At 47.7% G+C, this 18,970-nt stretch carries 15 protein-coding genes, 2 tRNA genes and 2 pseudogenes; 16 read left to right on the top strand and 3 right to left on the bottom strand.

Going from position 1 to position 18,970, the window contains the following annotated elements; genetic code table 11:
• Positions 1 to 9: 9 nt before the first annotated feature.
• The 5 genes from G4551_RS10915 to trpS all read left to right on the top strand — a co-directional run bounded on the left by G4551_RS10915 (position 10) and on the right by trpS (position 6,926).
• Positions 10 to 1,974, top strand: a complete 1,965-nt coding sequence (locus tag G4551_RS10915) for a putative bifunctional diguanylate cyclase/phosphodiesterase (RefSeq protein WP_003836475.1) — start codon at positions 10 to 12, stop codon at positions 1,972 to 1,974.
• Positions 1,975 to 2,058: 84 nt separating this feature from the next.
• Positions 2,059 to 2,541: a glutathione peroxidase gene (locus G4551_RS10910; RefSeq protein ID WP_003836477.1), complete on the top strand. Its 483-nt coding sequence runs from the start codon at positions 2,059 to 2,061 to the stop codon at positions 2,539 to 2,541.
• A 165-nt stretch (positions 2,542 to 2,706) separates the two neighbouring features.
• Entirely contained in the window at positions 2,707 to 3,816 is a 1,110-nt protein-coding gene (locus G4551_RS10905; protein ID WP_003836479.1) for an AI-2E family transporter, read from the top strand.
• A gap of 119 nt (positions 3,817 to 3,935) precedes the next feature.
• Positions 3,936 to 5,720, top strand: coding sequence for a diguanylate cyclase (locus G4551_RS10900; RefSeq protein WP_003836481.1), 1,785 nt, complete (start codon positions 3,936 to 3,938; stop codon positions 5,718 to 5,720).
• A 201-nt stretch (positions 5,721 to 5,921) separates the two neighbouring features.
• Positions 5,922 to 6,926 (top strand): tryptophan--tRNA ligase, encoded by a 1,005-nt coding sequence (trpS, locus tag G4551_RS10895; protein ID WP_003836484.1) that lies wholly within the window; start codon positions 5,922 to 5,924, stop codon positions 6,924 to 6,926.
• 420 nt (positions 6,927 to 7,346) lie between these two features.
• Here the strand turns inward: trpS and G4551_RS10890 are convergent, their stop codons facing one another.
• From G4551_RS10890 to G4551_RS24060, 3 genes and pseudogenes are all read right to left on the bottom strand, one after another.
• Positions 7,347 to 8,093: an SDR family NAD(P)-dependent oxidoreductase gene (locus G4551_RS10890; RefSeq protein WP_003029256.1), complete on the bottom strand. Its 747-nt coding sequence runs from the start codon at positions 8,091 to 8,093 to the stop codon at positions 7,347 to 7,349.
• Between the two features lie 70 nt (positions 8,094 to 8,163).
• Entirely contained in the window at positions 8,164 to 8,853 is a 690-nt protein-coding gene (locus G4551_RS10885; protein ID WP_003836487.1) for a helix-turn-helix transcriptional regulator, read from the bottom strand.
• 134 nt (positions 8,854 to 8,987) lie between these two features.
• A pseudogene (locus G4551_RS24060) lies at positions 8,988 to 9,146 on the bottom strand (DNA methylase); the annotation flags it as partial.
• 673 nt (positions 9,147 to 9,819) lie between these two features.
• On the opposite strand from G4551_RS24060, the gene G4551_RS10880 reads away from it, so the two are divergent.
• The 11 genes and pseudogenes from G4551_RS10880 (at position 9,820) to G4551_RS10830 (ending at position 18,919) form a co-directional block, all read left to right on the top strand.
• The gene (locus G4551_RS10880; RefSeq protein WP_003836489.1) at positions 9,820 to 10,125 is read left to right on the top strand and encodes a helix-turn-helix domain-containing protein; all 306 of its coding nucleotides are present in this window, start codon (positions 9,820 to 9,822) and stop codon (positions 10,123 to 10,125) included.
• A gap of 225 nt (positions 10,126 to 10,350) precedes the next feature.
• Positions 10,351 to 11,055, top strand: coding sequence for a DUF1120 domain-containing protein (locus G4551_RS10875; RefSeq protein ID WP_003836491.1), 705 nt, complete (start codon positions 10,351 to 10,353; stop codon positions 11,053 to 11,055).
• A 99-nt stretch (positions 11,056 to 11,154) separates the two neighbouring features.
• Complete coding sequence (locus G4551_RS10870; protein WP_003836493.1) at positions 11,155 to 11,859, top strand: fimbria/pilus chaperone family protein; 705 nt, start codon at positions 11,155 to 11,157, stop codon at positions 11,857 to 11,859.
• Between the two features lie 202 nt (positions 11,860 to 12,061).
• Positions 12,062 to 14,395 carry a fimbrial biogenesis usher protein gene (locus G4551_RS10865; protein WP_003836496.1) on the top strand — a complete coding sequence of 778 codons (2,334 nt, stop codon included), beginning with the start codon at positions 12,062 to 12,064 and terminating at the stop codon, positions 14,393 to 14,395.
• Positions 14,392 to 14,943, top strand: a complete 552-nt coding sequence (locus tag G4551_RS10860) for a DUF1120 domain-containing protein (protein ID WP_003836498.1) — start codon at positions 14,392 to 14,394, stop codon at positions 14,941 to 14,943. Before G4551_RS10865 ends, G4551_RS10860 begins: the two co-directional genes overlap by 4 nt.
• Before the next feature lie 4 nt (positions 14,944 to 14,947).
• Positions 14,948 to 15,730, top strand: coding sequence for a DUF1120 domain-containing protein (locus G4551_RS10855; RefSeq protein WP_032941311.1), 783 nt, complete (start codon positions 14,948 to 14,950; stop codon positions 15,728 to 15,730).
• A gap of 72 nt (positions 15,731 to 15,802) precedes the next feature.
• Positions 15,803 to 16,783 carry a GlxA family transcriptional regulator gene (locus G4551_RS10850; RefSeq protein ID WP_003836501.1) on the top strand — a complete coding sequence of 327 codons (981 nt, stop codon included), beginning with the start codon at positions 15,803 to 15,805 and terminating at the stop codon, positions 16,781 to 16,783.
• Between the two features lie 78 nt (positions 16,784 to 16,861).
• Positions 16,862 to 17,872, top strand: coding sequence for a type I glyceraldehyde-3-phosphate dehydrogenase (gene gap / locus G4551_RS10845; RefSeq protein ID WP_003836503.1), 1,011 nt, complete (start codon positions 16,862 to 16,864; stop codon positions 17,870 to 17,872).
• A gap of 212 nt (positions 17,873 to 18,084) precedes the next feature.
• Positions 18,085 to 18,562: pseudogene (locus G4551_RS10840) on the top strand (glutathione peroxidase).
• Between the two features lie 199 nt (positions 18,563 to 18,761).
• Positions 18,762 to 18,838, top strand: a tRNA-Val gene (locus G4551_RS10835).
• Positions 18,839 to 18,842: 4 nt separating this feature from the next.
• A tRNA-Val gene (locus G4551_RS10830) sits at positions 18,843 to 18,919 on the top strand.
• Positions 18,920 to 18,970 lie beyond the last annotated feature (51 nt).

Raw genomic sequence — 18,970 nt, 5'->3', positions numbered from 1 at the left:
AGGAACATCATGAACAGAATACTGGCTGGCATCATCTTTTTTCTTTTTATATCTACCGGATATATCTCTTTCCTCGTGCATGAACGGCAACAAGAGTTACAGAAACTGACTCACTACACCGATTCCTGGTCTGCTGCTCAGCTGGTATCACAATATTACCGATTCGAGTCATTGCTGGGTCTTTACACTATCGATGACACGATGAATCTAGATGATGTACGCATGCGCCTCGACATTATGCTCAGCCAGAGTGATTTAATAAAAGAAGGTGACCTGGGGCGCTACATAGAAAGCAATATAGCCCACCGTGAGCTGGCGGTAAAACTTGAAAACACCCTTAGTTTTCTGGATGTTAATCTAGAGAAAATGAACCGTTCAGCACTCCAGGCTTATCTGAAAAAAATGCATACTCTGGATGCGCCACTGGGTCGTCTTTCATCTGGCGCGTTAAACAAAGATGTTAACTCGATCAATAACGCCAACCAAAAAATTCAAACGCTGTACTATATTTACTCAGCAACCTCGGTGCTGCTGATAATACTGAGTGCGATTCTGGGAGTGCTCATTTTCTATCAAAACAGAAATATTCTGCGGGCGCACCTGCAGGTCAAGAGTCTTGCCGAAGAACTGCAGAAATCTAAAGAAAAGCTGCAAATCCAGAATGCTAAACTGGAATATGACGTCTACCATGACTCTCTTACCGAGATGAATAATCGTCAACTATTCTGGAGCGATTTAAATAAAACAATTGAGATAGCAGAAAAAAATCACGATTCTGTGACTGTGATGTTGTTTGATTTAGATCGATTCAAAGAGGTAAATGATACGTATGGTCATGATGCCGGTGATATGTTGCTACGCCAGATATCAGACCGACTGGTTTCAATGAGTCTTACTTCGGATACGCTGTATCGCCTGGGTGGAGATGAATTTGCGTTTCTCTCAAGTGGCCTGACAGAAAGCCACGCCGTTTCGCGGGCCCAGAAAATATGTGAATTTATCAGCCAGCCCTACACTATTTATAACACGATTATCAACATAACCACCTGTGTTGGCATTGTTATCTCAGACACTGAACGTCGTTCCGACTATCTTTATAAATTTGCCGATCTGGCCCTTTATGAAGCCAAAGGTGAAGGCTCAGGTAAGATAAAAGTCTTCCGACAACGAATGTTAGAAAAGCTACAAGAAAGCAGAACGCTTGAGCATGATATGGCATTGGCAATAGTGAACAAAGAATTCGTGGTTTATTACCAGCCCATTGTTGACTCCTTCAGCCAGGAAATTTATAGCTATGAAGCCCTAATTCGTTGGCTCCATCCTCTGAAGGGCCTCCTGTCGCCGGATAACTTTATTCCTGTTGCTGAAAAAACCGGAATGATTAATGAGATGGGGAAAGCAGTGCTTGAAATTGCCTGCAGGGAAGCGGCTTGTTGGGCGGTTCCTGCTAAAATTTCAGTAAATGTCTCTCCTGTCCAGCTAAGCAGCAAAGCCTTTGTCGGTATCGTACTGTCTATTCTGAAAGAAACTGGACTCCCAGCCGATCGTCTTGAACTGGAAGTAACAGAGTCCTCTCTCTTCACTGAGAGTACGACACCGATGAATACGCTTAATAAACTCAGAGCCCTGGGCGTAAAAATCTCCATCGATGATTTTGGTACCGGATATTCTTCTCTTTCGCGCCTGAGCAAGCTTGCCTTCGATAAAATTAAAATAGACAAATCTTTTGTGCATTCAATATCCACACATGAAGATGCGCTTAATATCATCAAACTGATCACGGGCATGGCGAAATCACTCAATATGAAGGCTGTTGCTGAAGGTGTTGAAACTCAGGAGCAACTAAAAAGCCTTCAGGCGCTGGGCTGCGATTTCGCCCAAGGATATCTGTTTGGTAAACCTCAACCTTGTGTCAATGAGGAAATCAGAAATGGTCAAGTTGTGCCAATAAACAACAGAAAAACGATGCCATGAAGATTTTCTATCAGGCTTCAACTGCCCGTAACGCGCTGAGTGGCAATGTCGACGCTAAACTCACCCTGACCTGAGGCTTAAAAAATGAACATTTTTCATCAACTTACCGCCACCAGCCTGAATGGTCAGCTTATTTCAATGGCCGACTATGCAGGCAAACTGGTACTGGTGGTTAATACCGCCAGCCATTGTGGCTTTACGCCACAATATGCGGGCCTTGAAGCACTGTATAAGAAATACGACACACAGGGCCTGGTGGTGCTTGGTTTCCCCTGCAACCAGTTTGGTAAGCAGGAACCCGGTGGGGCCGACGAAATCGCGCAGACCTGCTACGTCAACTACGGCGTGAGTTTTCCAATGTTTGAGAAAGTGGAGGTTAACGGTGCCGCTACACACCCGGTATTTCGTTACCTGAAAGATGAATTACCCGGCATACTGGGTGGGAGGATCAAGTGGAACTTCACTAAATTTCTGGTCGGACGCGACGGAAAACCGCTTAAGCGTTTTGCCCCCTTCACCACTCCAGAAAAAATAGAAACCGTCATCTTTGATGCACTAAAAATCTAATGGTTGCTGTCATTCAAATATCACATTAACACTGTGGATATTCATTGGTTTTTATCTTCAGTAAGTCACCGTATTAGCCAAAATAAGCGGCAATCTTCAGCTAAAGTTGGTAAATCCTCTGAACGGTTCTATAGTCGGGACTGCTTTTCATTACAGGGTTTACTAATGCGATTTAACGGACTGACTAAAGGTTTCTTCATTTTCATACTTGCCCTCGTGACCTGGGCATTCTTCGATGTGCTGTCCCCCTACTTTTCCGCCATTTTGTGGGCCGCGATATTAACGACTATCTTTAACCCGGTAAAAAACAGACTGCGCAGCGCGCTTGGCGAACGCAACGGACTGGCATCGTTGATTACCATCGTCATTATCTGTCTGATTGTCTTTATCCCGCTGATGGTAATCCTGTCATCGCTGGCCATTGAACTGAACGTGGTGTACACCAAACTGCAACAGAATGACACGCAGTTCCCGGAGGTCGTCGCTTCTGTTCTTTCGTATCTTCCTGACTGGGCCAGAGGTTTTCTGGCAGAACACAATCTGGATGATGTCGCGCAGATCCAGAAAAAACTGTCCGATGTCGTGCTGCAGGGTGGACAGTACCTCGCCGGCAGCGCGTTCCTGATTGGTAAAGGAACATTCGGCTTTGCTATTAGCTTCGGCATCATGCTGTATCTACTGTTCTTCTTACTGAAGGACGGACCGTACCTGGTGCGCCAGATTCTGGACTCATTACCGCTTTCTGATTTTGCCAAACAGCACCTGTTTGCAAAATTCGTCGGCGTGACGCGGGCAACAGTCAAGGGCACGGCGGTCGTCGCTTTGGTTCAGGGTATTCTTGGCGGCATCGCGTTTGCGATTGTAGATATCGACGGTAGCGTTCTGTGGGGCGCGTTGATGGCGTTTCTCTCCCTCGTGCCCGCCGTCGGTTCAGCGATCGTCTGGGTACCAGCAGCAATATTTCTGTTCGCCACCCATCAGCTATGGCAAGGGCTGTTTATCGTTGGCTTCTTTGTGATTATCGTTGGGCTTGTGGACAATATCCTGCGCCCGCTGCTGGTAGGTAAAGACACCAAAATGCCTGATTACCTGATCCTGATAAGCACCCTCGGTGGAATGGAGATCTACGGTATCAACGGCTTTGTGATTGGCCCACTGATTGCCGCGCTATTCATTACCTGCTGGAACCTGTTTTCCGGGCGTGACCATGAAGGTAACGTGGAAGGAATTGACGAAGCCTTTATGGAAGAAGGAAAAAATCCTCCAGATCTGTGATGGCCGGACGATAACAAAAGGCGGTCTTCGGACCGCCTTTTTTATTTTCACGCAAAATCATACGTTTTCTATAATTTCAATCATGCGTATTCATTAATCGTCGCAGAAGGAACTAATTAGTGCGAATTGCCACAATCACCAACTGGGCCTATAGCGCGACGGTATGTCTGACCATCGCCTCCGGTATTGTCATGCTGATGGCATCCAGCGCCGATAACACCGAACGCCAGGTGGTAGAGCAGCGTTATCAATTCGATCAACTTACCGAAGAAGTCGAACTCGATGCCTGGTCGCTGTCCGACTTGGCGCGCGACTATGTTATTGCAAAAGATCCTGAGGTGCTCAACGCCTACCGTCAGAAAGAAGCGTCGATGAAAGCCGTTGAGCATCGTCTGTCGAAGCTCAAAGACCTTGGTGCAACGGATGAAGAGCTGGCGCTATTGCACGAAGGGCTGCAGATTGTGGATGCTCTGCAGGATGAGCAGGCCGAGGCGCTTGCCAGCGTCGCGCGTGGAGAAGAGTCGCAGGCCATCACCCTGCTGTACGGGAAAGCCTATGAACAGGAACTGGAGCGAGCCCAGGACCGTATAGATCATTTCCGCCAGTTACTCGATAGCCGCGTACGCAACACGATTGAAGATGCAACCCAGTCATCCCGCATGCTGCGGACGGCTTCCGAAGTGATGGTCGGTCTGACGGCGCTGCTGTTTTTATTCGTTCTCGGTTTCATTTTAAAGCGTCGTGTCCTGCGCCCCGTCGTGCGTTTGAGCGATGTCGTAAACCGTCTCGCATCGCAGGATTATGCCGTTGAGACGCCCAGCTTTAACCAGATAGACGAAATAGGCGACATGGCACAGGCGATCCGGATCTTCCGCGAGAACGGTCTGGCTCGTCAGAGACTGGAGAAGGAGCGAGATGCCGACTGGGCAATCCGCGATCTGCTGGCACGTATGACGCAGCGCCTGCAGGGCTGCGAGAATTTTGCCGATGTCATCAATGTGGCGGAACTGTTTGCACCGAATATTGCCCCAGGTATTGCCGGGCGGCTTTACATACTGGACCGGGAACCCTGGCAAATGCGCTGCGTTGCACAATGGCTCTCACCGCAGGGTAAAGCGGATGCGTTCCACCCGGACGAATGCTGGGCTGTGCGCCGCGGCCAGAGCCACCCTCCGGTACAAGGTGAACCCGATATCGCCTGCTACCATCTGCCGGATTCATGCCAGCAACATACCCTGTGCGTTCCGCTGATTGCCCAAGGAGAAGCCATCGGTCTGCTCTCATTCCAGAACCTTAGCGATGATTCCACCCCTTCTCGTGCGTATCTGGAGCTAATGGCAGAAGCACTCGGCCTCGCATTAGCCAACCAGCGTCTGCGTGACGCCCTGCTGGAGAAAGCGCTCTACGATCCGCTAACTGGTCTGCGTAACCGTCATCATCTGGAAGATACCTTACGCACTCAGATGAGCCAGGCCGTACGCAACAAGGAGCCGATCAGTTGCCTGATGATCGATATTGACCATTTTAAAAATATTAATGATCGCTTTGGTCACGAGGCGGGAGACAGCGTGATAAAAAGTATCGCCGCCACCATTCAGCGCGTGGTTCACGACAGCGGCATGGCCTTCCGCTATGGCGGTGAGGAGTTTCTGGTGCTGCTGGCCAATACGGATGAACAGGCCGCCAACCGCCTTGCGACGGATATTTATAACGGCGTACGCGAACTGTCGCTGCGCTTTGGCGTCTCTGAAATTGGTCACGTCGATGTCTCTATTGGCGTAGCCAGCTATCCGCAGCACGCCCAGAGCGACAACCTGCTGCGTGCTGCAGACGTGGCGCTGTATCGCGCTAAAGAGCTGGGACGTTCGCGCATCGTGAGCTTTGGCATGCTGGAGGCCAGTTGAACATGGCTTTACCTCAACGCCAGGCGGTGATATGTTAATTCAATGAACACAAAACACGATATCACCGCTTTTAATTACAACCTGTGGTGGCTGCCTTCTTAAAGGCGGTCAGAATGTGTTTTTCCCATTTTTAGATAACCGCCGAAAGGCGGTTATTTGCATTTAGAGACCCCTTTCGGTTTTATGACTAAGGAGTCTTACATGAACAATAAAACCATCATCCTCACTGGCGATCGTCCCACCGGCCCGCTGCATCTTGGCCATTATGTGGGGTCATTGCGCCAGCGCGCCGCGCTGCAACATGATTATCGGCAGTTTATATTGGTGGCTGACCTGCAAGGACTAACCGATAACGGCAGCACACCGCAAAAGATCCGCGACAATATTCCCGAGGTACTTGCCGACTATCTTGCCGCAGGAATAGATCTTTCACTGACCACTATTTGTTTGCAATCGGCCCTGCCTGCCCTTGCGGAATTGACCGCACTTTATATGAATATCGTCACCGTGGCTCGCGTAGAGCGTAATCCTACGGTTAAAAACGAAATTGCGCAGAAAGGGTTTGCCCGCTCGTTACCGGTTGGTTTTCTGGTTTATCCCATCAGTCAGGCGGCAGATATTACGGCCTTCAAAGCCGAAGTGGTTCCCGTCGGCGACGATCAGTTGCCAATGATTGAACAGACTAATGAAATCGTGCACAAGATGAATAGCCTGTTATCGGCCCCCGTCTTATCGCACTGCAAAGCGCTGCTGAGTGAAACCAGCCGCCTACCAGGGATCGACGGGAATGCCAAAATGTCAAAATCGCTTGGTAACACATTGCTCCTGTCAGCCAGCGAAGAAACCATTCATCACGCGGTCAGCGCAATGTACACCGACCCCAATCATCTGAAAGTATCCGACCCGGGGCAAATCGACGGCAATATGGTATTCACTTACCTCGACGCTTTTCATCCGGATAAAGCAAAAGTGGCGGAGATGAAAGCGCATTACCAACGGGGTGGACTGGGTGACCGGACATGCAAAAACGAGCTGGAGGTGTGCTTGCAGGAACTCATCGCCCCAATGCGCGAGCTGCGGGCCACCTACATTCAGGATAAAGGCATGCTGATGGCGATGCTCAAAAAAGGCAGCGAACAGGCGCACGAGATCACGCAGCAGACATTAAGAGAAGTGAAGCAAGGGCTGGGTTTGCCGGTGTTCTGAACTCGACCTATTACAGTCGGCCCAATAAATAAAGACAGCTCCCAACGAGTTACCTTCGCCGGGAGCTTTCAGAATCTTCCCCACGTTTTATCAGCAAAATGCACTAATGTTTTATTTCGAAATCAAAACCTCATTTCAGGCGATGGCCCCTCTGAGAAAAGGCATGGATTGTCGCCGAAGAGACTATGCTACTCAACGAGTGGCAAAAGGAAGCATTTCATCTGTATCTACAGACAAAGATGCCCGTTTTTCAATGTGAGTTAAACCAATGGAAAGTCGATCATTTATTCTCATATTAGTTCAAACTGGAGATGCTGTTATCATTACCCCTATAATAGGAGCATTAAATATATTATAACGCTCCTATTGAACCTACCGCTTTGGTTAGGTAATGCTTATAGTTTAAAACGTTAGAGAAATTTACTCGGCTAAATATCCACCATCAATTGGATAAACTCCTCCGGTACAGAATGCGGATTTGTCTGATAGCAAAAACAAGATGAAGTCTGCTATTTCTTGCATTTTTGCCATCCTTTTCATAGGGTGGCTATTGGCGAAGCTATGTACGATATTTTCAGGAAGTGCACTCATTCGCGGGGTCTGGACATAACCAGGAGCGACTGCATTTACTCGAATTCCTTGACATGCAAATTCTAGCGCTGCGGTTTGGGTTAAACCAATTATACCATGCTTAGCCACGGTGTAAGGCGCTAATCCAGGAATGCCAACCAGGCCATTTACGGCAGATAAATTCACTATTGAGCCACCAAACTTCATCATCTGAGGTATTTCATATTTTAGGCAGTAAAAAACTCCGCTCAATGAGGTGGCAATAACCTTATCCCAGTTCTCAACTGTTTGCTCTGTTATGTTTTTACCATGATCACCTGTTAAGCCTGCATTATTTACAGCATAATCAAGTCTGCCGAAGCGTTCGATAACCTCATCGATCATTTGTCGTACTTGTTCGGGCTGTGATACATCACATCCGATCCCCATCGCTTGTTGACCCTGTGAAGATAATTGTTTCGCTTTTTGTTTAGCCTGCTCTGACGAACGGGCGACAATAATGACCTTAGCACCATGTATGTGTAATTGCTTTGCGACGGCCTCACCTATTCCTGTAGTGCTTCCTGTTATCACAGCAATTTTATTTTGGAAATTCATACTCCCCCCAAAGATGTAGAATTGAACCTTTCATCTGGGTTAGTATACAAATGAGCTGTGACAGTTTTTGTCAGTACTCTTTCTCCTCGCTAATCCCTTCTTTTACTCTCCATTTTTTCAATAAAACCGCCCTGCTTTCACTATAAAAGGAATCCAGTTGCTCAATTTCCTTAATTTTGTCAGTCCTAAAGTGGCGAAAATCGTTTCTCATCTCACACCATGCAACCAAAAGCCAACATGACTCCATGTATACCAACCCAATGGGCCATATGACTCGAGAAGAGTAAGAGTCTTTCTTATCACAATACTTTATTTTGATTCTCTTTCGCTTTTTAATAGCATTGCGAATATCTTCAAAAAACATCTCATTTTTTTCTGAAGGACCAATCAGATAGGATTGACTTTCAATAAGATTTTTCAACTCACCGGAAATGACGGTATGTATTTTGGCAAGTGCATTCTTAGCGATAATTTTGAAATCATGGTCCGTATTATGAGAGACCCAATTCAATCCAAGCGTAATAGCATTGACTTCTTCATGAGACAGGTTTAAGGGTGGCAAATGAAAATCAGATTTAACGATATAACCAATTCCAGCACCACCTTCAATGCATACCCCTTGATGCTGTAGCGTTTTTATATCTCTGTAAAGGGAACGCACACTTATCCCTAATCTTTCTGAGAGTGTGGATGCAGTGATCGGATATCTTTGTGCCCTTAATATCTGTAGTAATTCGAGAAGCCTTTCTGTTCTAGTCATAGTGATAAATCCATCATGATCCTGAGACGATTTCTTAAAGCATCTATTAGATAAGCATCTTAGTACAAAGCAAGTGTAGATGGCTAAGTTGAACTGCCCCAAGGTCTGATACCGCGCTAAGTTCGTAATGCGTTCATCAGTGCGTCTGTTTTGAGGACACATTTCATCTCATTGCAGGTGGGTTGTAGCCATTCATCGCTTTTGTCGCCGGCAATACTGTGTCGGAAAGGCCACGGACTCCGACCAACTGCGGGGGATCTGTGGGGGATGAAATCAACGACACGATCCGGAAAGAAGCGGAAAAGCCGCCCGTCCTATGTCCACTCAGGCGCGGTACACTGGAGCCAACTATGGATATCCTTACGCATCGCGCGATGTGGACATGGAACCGCAAAGCATCATTACAAAACATCCGTAAAGCTGTTCGGATAGTATATCGTGCTGTGGGTGTGAGTGAATTCAGGCAACGGGCAGATATCACCGCAATTTTTACTCTGAACTATAAATTATGAGTCCCCTTTAATCATCAATATTATTGTTGAGACCTGACAATGGTCATTTCAGGCTTTATTTCTAATTTTCAGCACCAGATACCCGCTGATATTTATAGAACACATCTGTAATTTACTCCTTATTGGTGTAACGTGTAACTATATATTTCACGGAGTAACCAAATAATAGCAATTATGATTGCGCGTGAAACTATTAGTGTATTCATGACTGTGAGATAAGTAGATCGTTATCATATATTATCTTTATATTTCATGAATATACAACCAAACCTCAAATTCATTTAATTTATTGAAACAATCGTTTAACCTGTTTTGATAGCTTTATTCTATTGATGATTTACTGACCGATCGATATTAACTTGTTTTAAGAGTAAAGGATGTTTGCAATACTTTTATGGCCGAAATATATGTCAACAAATAAATCAACATAAACAAATAGTAAACGGAGTCGCTAATGCACTTGAAATACAATATATCTAACGTTAACGCCAGAATCGGTCGATTCGTTCGTAGCAACCGACAAAAAATGAATATGAGCGCAGAAGAGTTAGCTGTTGAGTTAAATATATGTCAGCAGCATGTATCACGGTTTGAACGGGGGCAGTGCGCTTTTACGTTAGAGTTTATTCTGCGAATTCTGAACGTTTTTAACATAAGACTGAGTCATCTTGTCAGTGAAGTTTTCTATGAGGATTCACAGGTATTTAGCAAGGCCAGAAACATTATCCAAAACAATTCAATGACTAAGACCATTAATTAACGAGCTTGATTTTTTAAAAACAGCATTTACTGGACAATATTCTTCAAGAGAAACTAAATACAACATATTGCTTTTGTATTTCTCTAATTTTTACCAGGTGTGAATATCTAAAACCTGCTACGTGAAGAAAGTCATGCTCCGCATCGCCATGTTTACTTGAATAAAGTGAACATGGCGATGCACAGGCGTTGTATTTTTAAATCCATAATTAGGAATATTACTTAAATGAAATTAAATAAACTACTGGTTGCTTTATCACTTACTTTTATTTCCGGCTCAGTCCTTGCGGCAGGTGGAGACACGGCCACGCTTAAAGTCACAGGAAAATTAGTGCCGGGCGCATGCGCCGTCAATCTGGATAACGCCGGTATTGTTGACTACGGAACAATGTTAATGACGAACCTGTCTGCAACTGAAGACAATCAACTGCCGGAAAAACGTATTAATATGGGTATTAAATGCAATTCCGAACGACTTGTTGCGTATACCCTTCATGATGAACGTAGAGATTCTCTTTATAATGGTGTGATTAAAAATGCCACCGTTGATGGCAGCGATATACCCGCAAGCAGCAATCAATTTGGTCTGGGGCTTACGAACGACGGTGAAGCAAGACTGGGGGCATATACTGTTATTAACTGGTTCCCTGATATGACTTATTCGGGTAGCGCTGACAATCTGGTGTTTATCGGAAGTAAAGGTAACAGCGACGACTGGTCACGCACGACTTCTGGCAGCACCGTAAACGGCGTGGATGTTGCGGCCAGATTACACACCTTAGGAAATCCTGATACATTAACCCCGGCAGCTTTCTCTGAATTGAAAATTCCATTATCTATTAAAGGAGTTCTTCGCAAAGGGGAAGACCTTAAGATTACGGATGAAACGAATCTCGACGGTGAGGCAACGATTTCTCTGGTTTATCTCTGATAATCTCCCGTAAATTAATACGAAAAAATTAATTTTATCGACTCTGTTTATTACCGGGCCATGTTCTAATGGTCCGGTAAATATACTGGAATAACTACAATGCGTCAGCCATTTTTCTTCTGGAAAGTTCTTTTCATTCTTTCACTTTTCCTGATTTGCATCCCACAGGTCAGTATGGCCACCGGAATGCAGCCTGACAGTTCCCTTTTACTGATCCAGGAAAAGGAAAGTGGAGGCAGCATGAATGTCACCAATACAGACAATATCCCTTCCCTGCTTTACACACAGGTCATTAATGTTGACGGTGAGGATGACACGATTAAACTCCTGCCGACTCAGCCGGTAGTCCGGGTTGAAGGAGGTAAGACTCAGCAAGTTCGATTTATTCTTAAAACGAAAAAGCCGCTAATTACTGAGCATCTTAAACGTGTCATTTTCGAAGGTATCCCCCCAAAAATCCCCGGTAGTAACAAAATTGGTATTACGATACGTCAGAATTTACCCGTACTTATTCATCCAGAAGGATTACCGGAACGAAAAGATCCCTGGACGTTACTTACATGGCATAAAGAAGGCAATCAGCTGAAAGTTACTAATCCAGGCCCCTATGTCGTCCGCCTGGCCCAGCAGTTTGTCACACTACCGTCGAAGACACAATTTGACCTCGGGAGAACGTATTTACTGCCGGGCCAGCATATAACCTTATCATCAGCATCCTCGCTTACGGCTGATAACGAAGTACGTTTTGTTCCAGTCAGCCGTTACGGTGTTCAGGTGTCGGAGTTTATTGCTTCGCTAAATTGAAAGAAACTTTAGCGCCAGACCGGATGTCAGGTTTCAACGCTGAATATTTATTATAAAAACCTATTTCGCATCAGAACGATTTATATCCGAGCTCCTGCAAGGATAGCTATAAGGTTAATAAATGCCCTTTAATTTAATCAGAACATTGCCTGTTCACAGGTATGCATATTATTTATTTCTCGGTCTACTTGGTAGTTACAGTATGATGTTATCCGCCGAACCTTTACTATTTGATGACGGAAGATTAAAAAACCGTGGACTGGATGCTGGTCTGAGTCATTATTTTTCTCACGCCGCACGTTTTTCACCAGGCGAATATCCTGTTAGTTGGGTGATTAACGGGCGCAATAAACGTCAGCTTATGACGCGATTTAATGCGCAGGGCGAACCCTGTATAACCCCTGAAACATCCCGAAATCTCGGACTTGCGTATGAGTTTAATCAAGGATGTCTGGATTATCAGACGCTTTATCCCACAGCACAGTTAACGGCAGACCCGTATAAAAATCAGATTAGTTTTACAGTTCCGACATCTGCGCTGACGCCAGAAAGCATCTTATTACGGAAGGATATTATTCAGGGAGGCACATCGGGGCTGCTTAATTATAATCTGCAGTCGTCAACCACAGTTCAGTCCGGAAAGCACGAAACTTATCAACTGGGACTATTTGAATCAGGACTGAATCTGAATGACTGGCTGCTTCGCAGTCGTCATACGGTATCGTACAGTGACGGAACACGTCGTTCTCAGCGACTATATACTTATGTCCAGAAGACGTTTCAGTCGCTACAACAGACCTTTCAGGCAGGAGAGATATACGCTCGTCAGACGCTACTCGCCATTCCTGGATTAACGGGACTTCAACTGTTTCCTGATAGTGCACTGCGTCCTGCTCGTAGCGGCGTTTCTGTTCAGGGAATAGCGCGTTCCGCGCAGGCTCGTGTTGAGGTTTATCAAAACGGACAGTTAATCGAGGCAACACAGGTTCCTGAAGGACCGTTTTCATTAGATAACATTTCCATGCTCAGCACGCAGTTTCCGCTGGATGTGAAAGTGACGGAACAGGATGGTCAGTTAACAACGTTTTCAGTACCTGTCACGGCCTTACAAACTCCGGCCGACGCTCCCCTTTATGGTTCTGTGGCACTCGGTAAAGTGCGCGAGACAGTTGCCAGCGATGAATCGGCCCCCTGGCTCATTACCGGAAGTCAGGGAATGCGGATTTCCCGACAGGCAACGCTAAGCGGTAGCGCTCTGGCCTCAGCACAGTATCAATCCGCGGCGGCATCCCTGAGTTTTATTCCGATACCGGCATGGTCACTGTCGCTGCAAACCACGATGGCACAGGAACAGTACACGCATCATGCGGGCAGCAAGGAAAGCCTCAGTCTCCGCTACCAGCTTAACCCTTCCGCCAGTATTCAGGCGGCCTGGACCACAACATCTGCGGGATTTCGTGAGCTCAGCGACGCTGTAAATCATACGACTTCCACCGCGAACAGTTACTACAATGTGGGAGGTAACTGGGCTCATGAACATTTAGGTCTGTTTTCGCTGAGTTACTCGACCTCCTCCGCGCGTGACCATGCCGCCACACCGAAATCATGGTATGCCTCATGGTCAAAAAACTGGCGCTGGGCTGGACATGGTCAGATTAACCTTTCGGCCACATGGCAACGTGTTTCTGGCTCCCGGACGAGTACGCAACGTGACGATGATGTTTTTTATATCCGACTTGGGCTGCCTCTGGGACACGAGCGCGTAAATCTGTCCCTTCGTCGACAGGGCTCCCGGACTTATAACGATGTTCAGACCAGCGGACAATGGGACGATATGTCATATTCGCTATCGGCAGGACGGGACTGGCAAAATGCCCAAAATACCATCAGCGGCAGTTTTGGGCAGAATTTGCATTATGCCCAGATGAGTGGGTATGCCAGCCAGACCGCCAATTATTGGGGGTATGGCGGTTCGCTAAGCGGTGGGATTTCCGTTAATCAGGAAGGGATACTTTTTTCACCTTATGCGATTCAGGAATCATACGGCACGCTTTCATTAAATTCTCCGCTTTCCGGGATCAAAGTATCTACCCCGCAGGGCCCCGTCTGGACTGATTATCGCGGCAAAGCGCTGGTTCCCGGCTTAACACCGTGGCAGCCCTCTCGTCTCAATATTGATGTTAAAACGTTGCCCAGACATGTCGACTTAACCAATGGTGCCGCGGAGCTTACCGTTTCGCGAGGAGCCGTCGCATTCACACAATTCAGGGTATCAGACACCCGCAGGGTACTCATGACAGTCAGACGTATTGACGGAAAGCTTCTGTCTAAAGGAAAAGGGATCGTAGACAGCGATGGGCAGTACGTGACGAATTCTCTGGAAAAAGGCCTGGTTTTCTTTAGCAACCTGCAGCCCGGTGAGTCGTTCTTTGTGGGGGATGACAACGGTAGCCCCATGTGTCAGCTACAGTATTCCCTGCCCCCAACACCACCTCAGGATGGTTTATATGAAGAGTTAACGGGAGTATGCGAATGATTCGTTTAATATCATTGTGTTGCGGCATCTTTTTTATTGTCAGTCCGGTCGTTCAAGCGCAGTGCAATATTATTGCCAGCCAGTTGCGCCACGAATACGGCAAAGTCCGGTTTCAGGATACTGAGCCCACCGGGCAGGTACAATGGCAGCAGTTGCCCGCCCGCCAGGTACAGGTACAGGTGCGGTGTGATGTTCCTCAACCCATACATATCCGGTTTGATGACAATGACCGTCGAGGACTCGACTTCAGTTTCGGTGAGGAGGGACGGGCAACGGTGATGTTCAGTGAAGCGTTTGTCGATAATAAGAGCAGCCAGTTCGTTGTTCACCACGAGCTTAATAAATCGTCTGAATCACAGTCGCAGACCCCTATTGCTGTTCTCAACGGAGACACAGTTGAGCTCCAGCAGCATCATCAGCCCGTGAACGGGATGTCGGCCACTTTCCTGCTTACGGTTATTCCCCGTGTACAGGCCCGCAGCTTTCAGGTTTCAGATCAGCAGGCGTCAACATTGTCATTACGTATGACCGTACCAGAGAGAGAATAACTCGATGATTTCATTTTGGTTCAAGGAAATTTTTCAGCGTGTTATATACCACCAGTCAAGTGTTACAGGAAAGATGCGCCTGATTTCGCTTATTAAAAGCCGGATACATCGGTGGCTTTGTTGTGCCGGGGGGATATTTTGCCTGTTGATTACGAAGGCGTATGCGGAAAATACGGTGGATGTGAGCTTTTCAGCTGAAATGATCCCGGCGGCATGCCGGGTATCGCTGGATAATGGCGGCACTGTGGATTACGGTACGCTGAGTCTCTCATCGATCCGTTCTTCATCTCCCTATCTGTTGACGCCACGTGTTATCGGCTTGCATATACAGTGCGAGAGCCTGCGACAGGTGGCATGGATGGTCAATGATGAAAAAGCGGAAACCCGGGTCCGTAACCTGATAATTGACTCTCACGATGATAAGACATCTGGTCGGCATTCATCTGACACCCTCTTTGGACTGGGTGTTACCTCAGGTCAAAAACCGATTGGTGGTTACCTGATAACCGCATTAGCCGGGGAGAGCGCCGTGGAAGGCGATATCGCGTCATGGGGGTATCAGACGGGGGAACAAGAACGGAGCATGTGGCAATCAGCCGGGACAGCACTAACACTGATTTCAGGCATCATGAGACTGACTCCGGTGGATGCGAAAAATAATCCCGTGGCAATTCGTCAGTTGACAATCCCCCTCAGGATCTCTGCCGCCATTGCCTCCGATGGCCTGAGCTTACAGGATGAGACTGAGTTACAGGGCGAGGCCACAATCAGCCTGATTTATTTGTAATATTGGGACAAGAATAGTATCCCGCAACACATGTCTGTTGACTTATTTTGTAAAAAGACTACTTTTCAGGACATGAAGAAGATACTCATCATTGTTCCCGATGGCGGCATGCTGTTTGAATCCGCCGGTATTGCCGACATCATGATGCAGGCCAACCGCCTGCATCCCAAAAGCGCTACGGAAACCTGTTATCAGGTTCAGTTAGCCACAACGCAACCACATCAGGTGATCCATGGTCAGTCCGGCCTGAACCTACTGGCAGATCATCGCCTGCATGAGATAGATCCTCGCGAACCTCTCGATACCATCATTATCACCGGCAGAGGTCAAAATCCGCAGGAAGGAATTGCTGTGGTTGACTGGCTGCGCCTTGCCGCTCCCCATGCCCGCCGCATTGCATCCATTTGCGGCGGTGCGATGCTGCTGGCACAAACCGGGCTGCTGGACGGCAGACGAGCCACCACCCACTGGAAACTACTTGAAACCATGCAGGCAGAATTCCCTCAGGTGCGCGTCGAAAGCGGTCCGCTTTATATTCAGGACGAACACATCTGGACATCGGGTGGCGTGAGCTCCGGCTTTGATCTAACGCTAGCGCTGGTTGAAGAGGATTATGGTTTCAGTCTGGCGCGCGACGTCGCTCAAGACTTCGTCATGTACCTGCGCCGTCCTGGGGGCCAGCTGCAGTTTAGCCGCTACAACCTTCAGCATACCAGTACTCTGGGCTCGATTAACGATCTGCTGGTCTGGCTGCTTGAGAACCTCACCGCCGACCTCAGCGTGGATAAACTGGCGGAAAAAGTCGCCATGAGTCCACGTAACTTCACCCGCGTGTTTACCCGGGAAACAGGAGCTTCACCGGCGCGCTATGTAGCTGAAGCTCGTCTGGCCGCCGCCCGGCAGCGTCTGGAGCAGACCAACGAGACGCTGGAGCGTATTGCCGAACAAACGGGATTCGGCAGCAGCATCAACCTGCGACGACTATTCGAAAAACAGCTTCACCTGACCCCGGGCGAATATCGCCAGCGTTTTCATTGTCGTAAAATGGCCTAAAGTGATCCTTTTTTGTCGTTTACGCCAAGCAGTGATCGGCCTAAATTTATGCCAGAGACAACAGATAAGGAGTTGATCATGGTAAAGGTCGGTATTAACGGTTTTGGCCGTATCGGACGTAACGTACTGCGTGCTGCACTGGGTAACTCGGATATTCAGATTGTGGCAATCAACGATCTGACCGACAGTAAAACATTGGCGCACCTGCTGAAATACGATTCGCTGCTGGGTAAACTCGATGCCGACGTCGCCGCCAGTGAGGGGCAACTGGTCGTTAACGGTAATTCCATTACTGTTTTTAGCGAACGCGACCCAGCCAAAATCCCCTGGCGTCAACGTGAAGTCGATATTGTCATTGAAGCAACCGGCTTCTTCACTGAACGAGACAAGGCGGCAGTACATATCCACAGCGGTGGCGCAAAGCGCGTAATTATCTCTGCTCCAGGTAAAAACGATGATTTAACCATCGTGATGGGCGTTAACGATCATCTCTACTCGGCGGATAAACACTTTGTCGTCAGCAACGGTAGCTGCACCACCAACGGTCTGGCACCTGCCGCGCAGGTTTTGCACCAACATTTCGGTATTAAGCATGGTCTGATGAACACCACCCATGCCTACACCAACAGCCAGGCGCTGCACGACCAACCGGAAAAAGATCTTCGTGGCGCCCGCGCCGCTGCATTGTCGATAGTGCCCTACTCAAGCGGTGCTGCAAAGGCGCTTGGCAAAGTCATCCCTGAGCTGGATGGTCGCTTAACCGGTTATTCGCTGCGCGTACCAGTTCCGGTAGTGTCAATTGTCGACCTGACCGTCACGCTTGAGCGGGATGTAACGGAAGAAGAAGTCAATAATGCATTTCGTAACGCCGCCGCGACGGGGCCGCTGAAAGGGATCCTGGGCTATAGCGATGAACCGCTCGTTTCAAGCGACTACCAGGGTGACCCGCGTTCATCCATTATCGACGGCCTGTCAACGTTGCTAATTGGTGGCAATATGGTCAAAATTCTCGCCTGGTACGATAACGAATGGGGATTCTCCAATCGGCTCGTCGACCTGGCGCTGTTAATGGCAAAAAACGAGCGCTAACTCCTGCTTCCCACGCCCTCTTAAAATCCACGCCTGGCGTGGATTTTTTAACTCTGCCACGGCAGATTAAATGTGAGTTTGATGGCGGAGCAATTCCTCTCAACTTAGTCATTTTATTAATCTTACGGTTGCTACCATAATAAAAAGTCACTAAGCGAAGCCTATAACCCGCAGGCAATATGAGTAATGTGAACTTAATTGAGGATTCCGGTATGACCACCTTTCATCAACTTACTGCCACCAGTCTCAATGGCCAACCCATCTCGATGGCCGATTACGCTGGAAAACTGGTGCTGGTGGTTAATACCGCCAGTCATTGTGGATTCACGCCACAATAGCAGGCCTCAAAGTGCTCTATAAGAAGTACGCCGCACAGGGTCTGGCGGTGCTGGGTTTCCCCTGCAACCAGTTCGGTAAACAGGAACCTGGTGGAGCCGATGAAATCGCACAAACCTGTCACATCGACTACGGTGTGAGCTTCCCGATGTTTGAGAAAGTGGACGTCAACGGCGCTGGGACGCATCCGGTGTTTCGTTTCCTGAAAGATGAATTACCCGGCGTGCTGGGTGGATCAAGTGGAACTTCACTAAATTCCTGATCGGGCGCGACGGTAAGCCGCTTAAGCGTTTTGCCCCCTACACGACTCAAGAGAAAATAGAAGCCACGATCCTTGCAACGCTAAAAGACTGAGTGCTCATGTCATTCAAACCGTTCCCATTATGCCCCTGCCTGCTGCATGAATAAAAAACACGCTGCAAAATCAACAAAATATAGTCAACTTGCTTAATTACTCTGCAATCGCGTGAGATCAGGAAGAAAAATGCCATTTCCCTCTTGCCTCATTCGGTCTGTGCCGCTAATATTCGTCCCCGTTGTCACCTACAACGTTGCGTTCATAGCTCAGTTGGTTAGAGCACCACCTTGACATGGTGGGGGTCGTTGGTTCGAGTCCAATTGAACGCACCATCTTGCGTCCGTAGCTCAGTTGGTTAGAGCACCACCTTGACATGGTGGGGGTCGGTGGTTCGAGTCCACTCGGACGCACCAAATCATCTCTTCGATTTGGTGCTATTTCACTTCAAAACTATCGTTTTATCT

Source organism: Citrobacter freundii ATCC 8090 = MTCC 1658 = NBRC 12681 (genome assembly GCF_011064845.1).
Lineage (GTDB): Bacteria > Pseudomonadota > Gammaproteobacteria > Enterobacterales > Enterobacteriaceae > Citrobacter > Citrobacter freundii.
The sequence above is the reverse complement of the archived record's forward strand: the minus strand, read 5'-3'. Positions and strand labels throughout refer to the sequence as shown.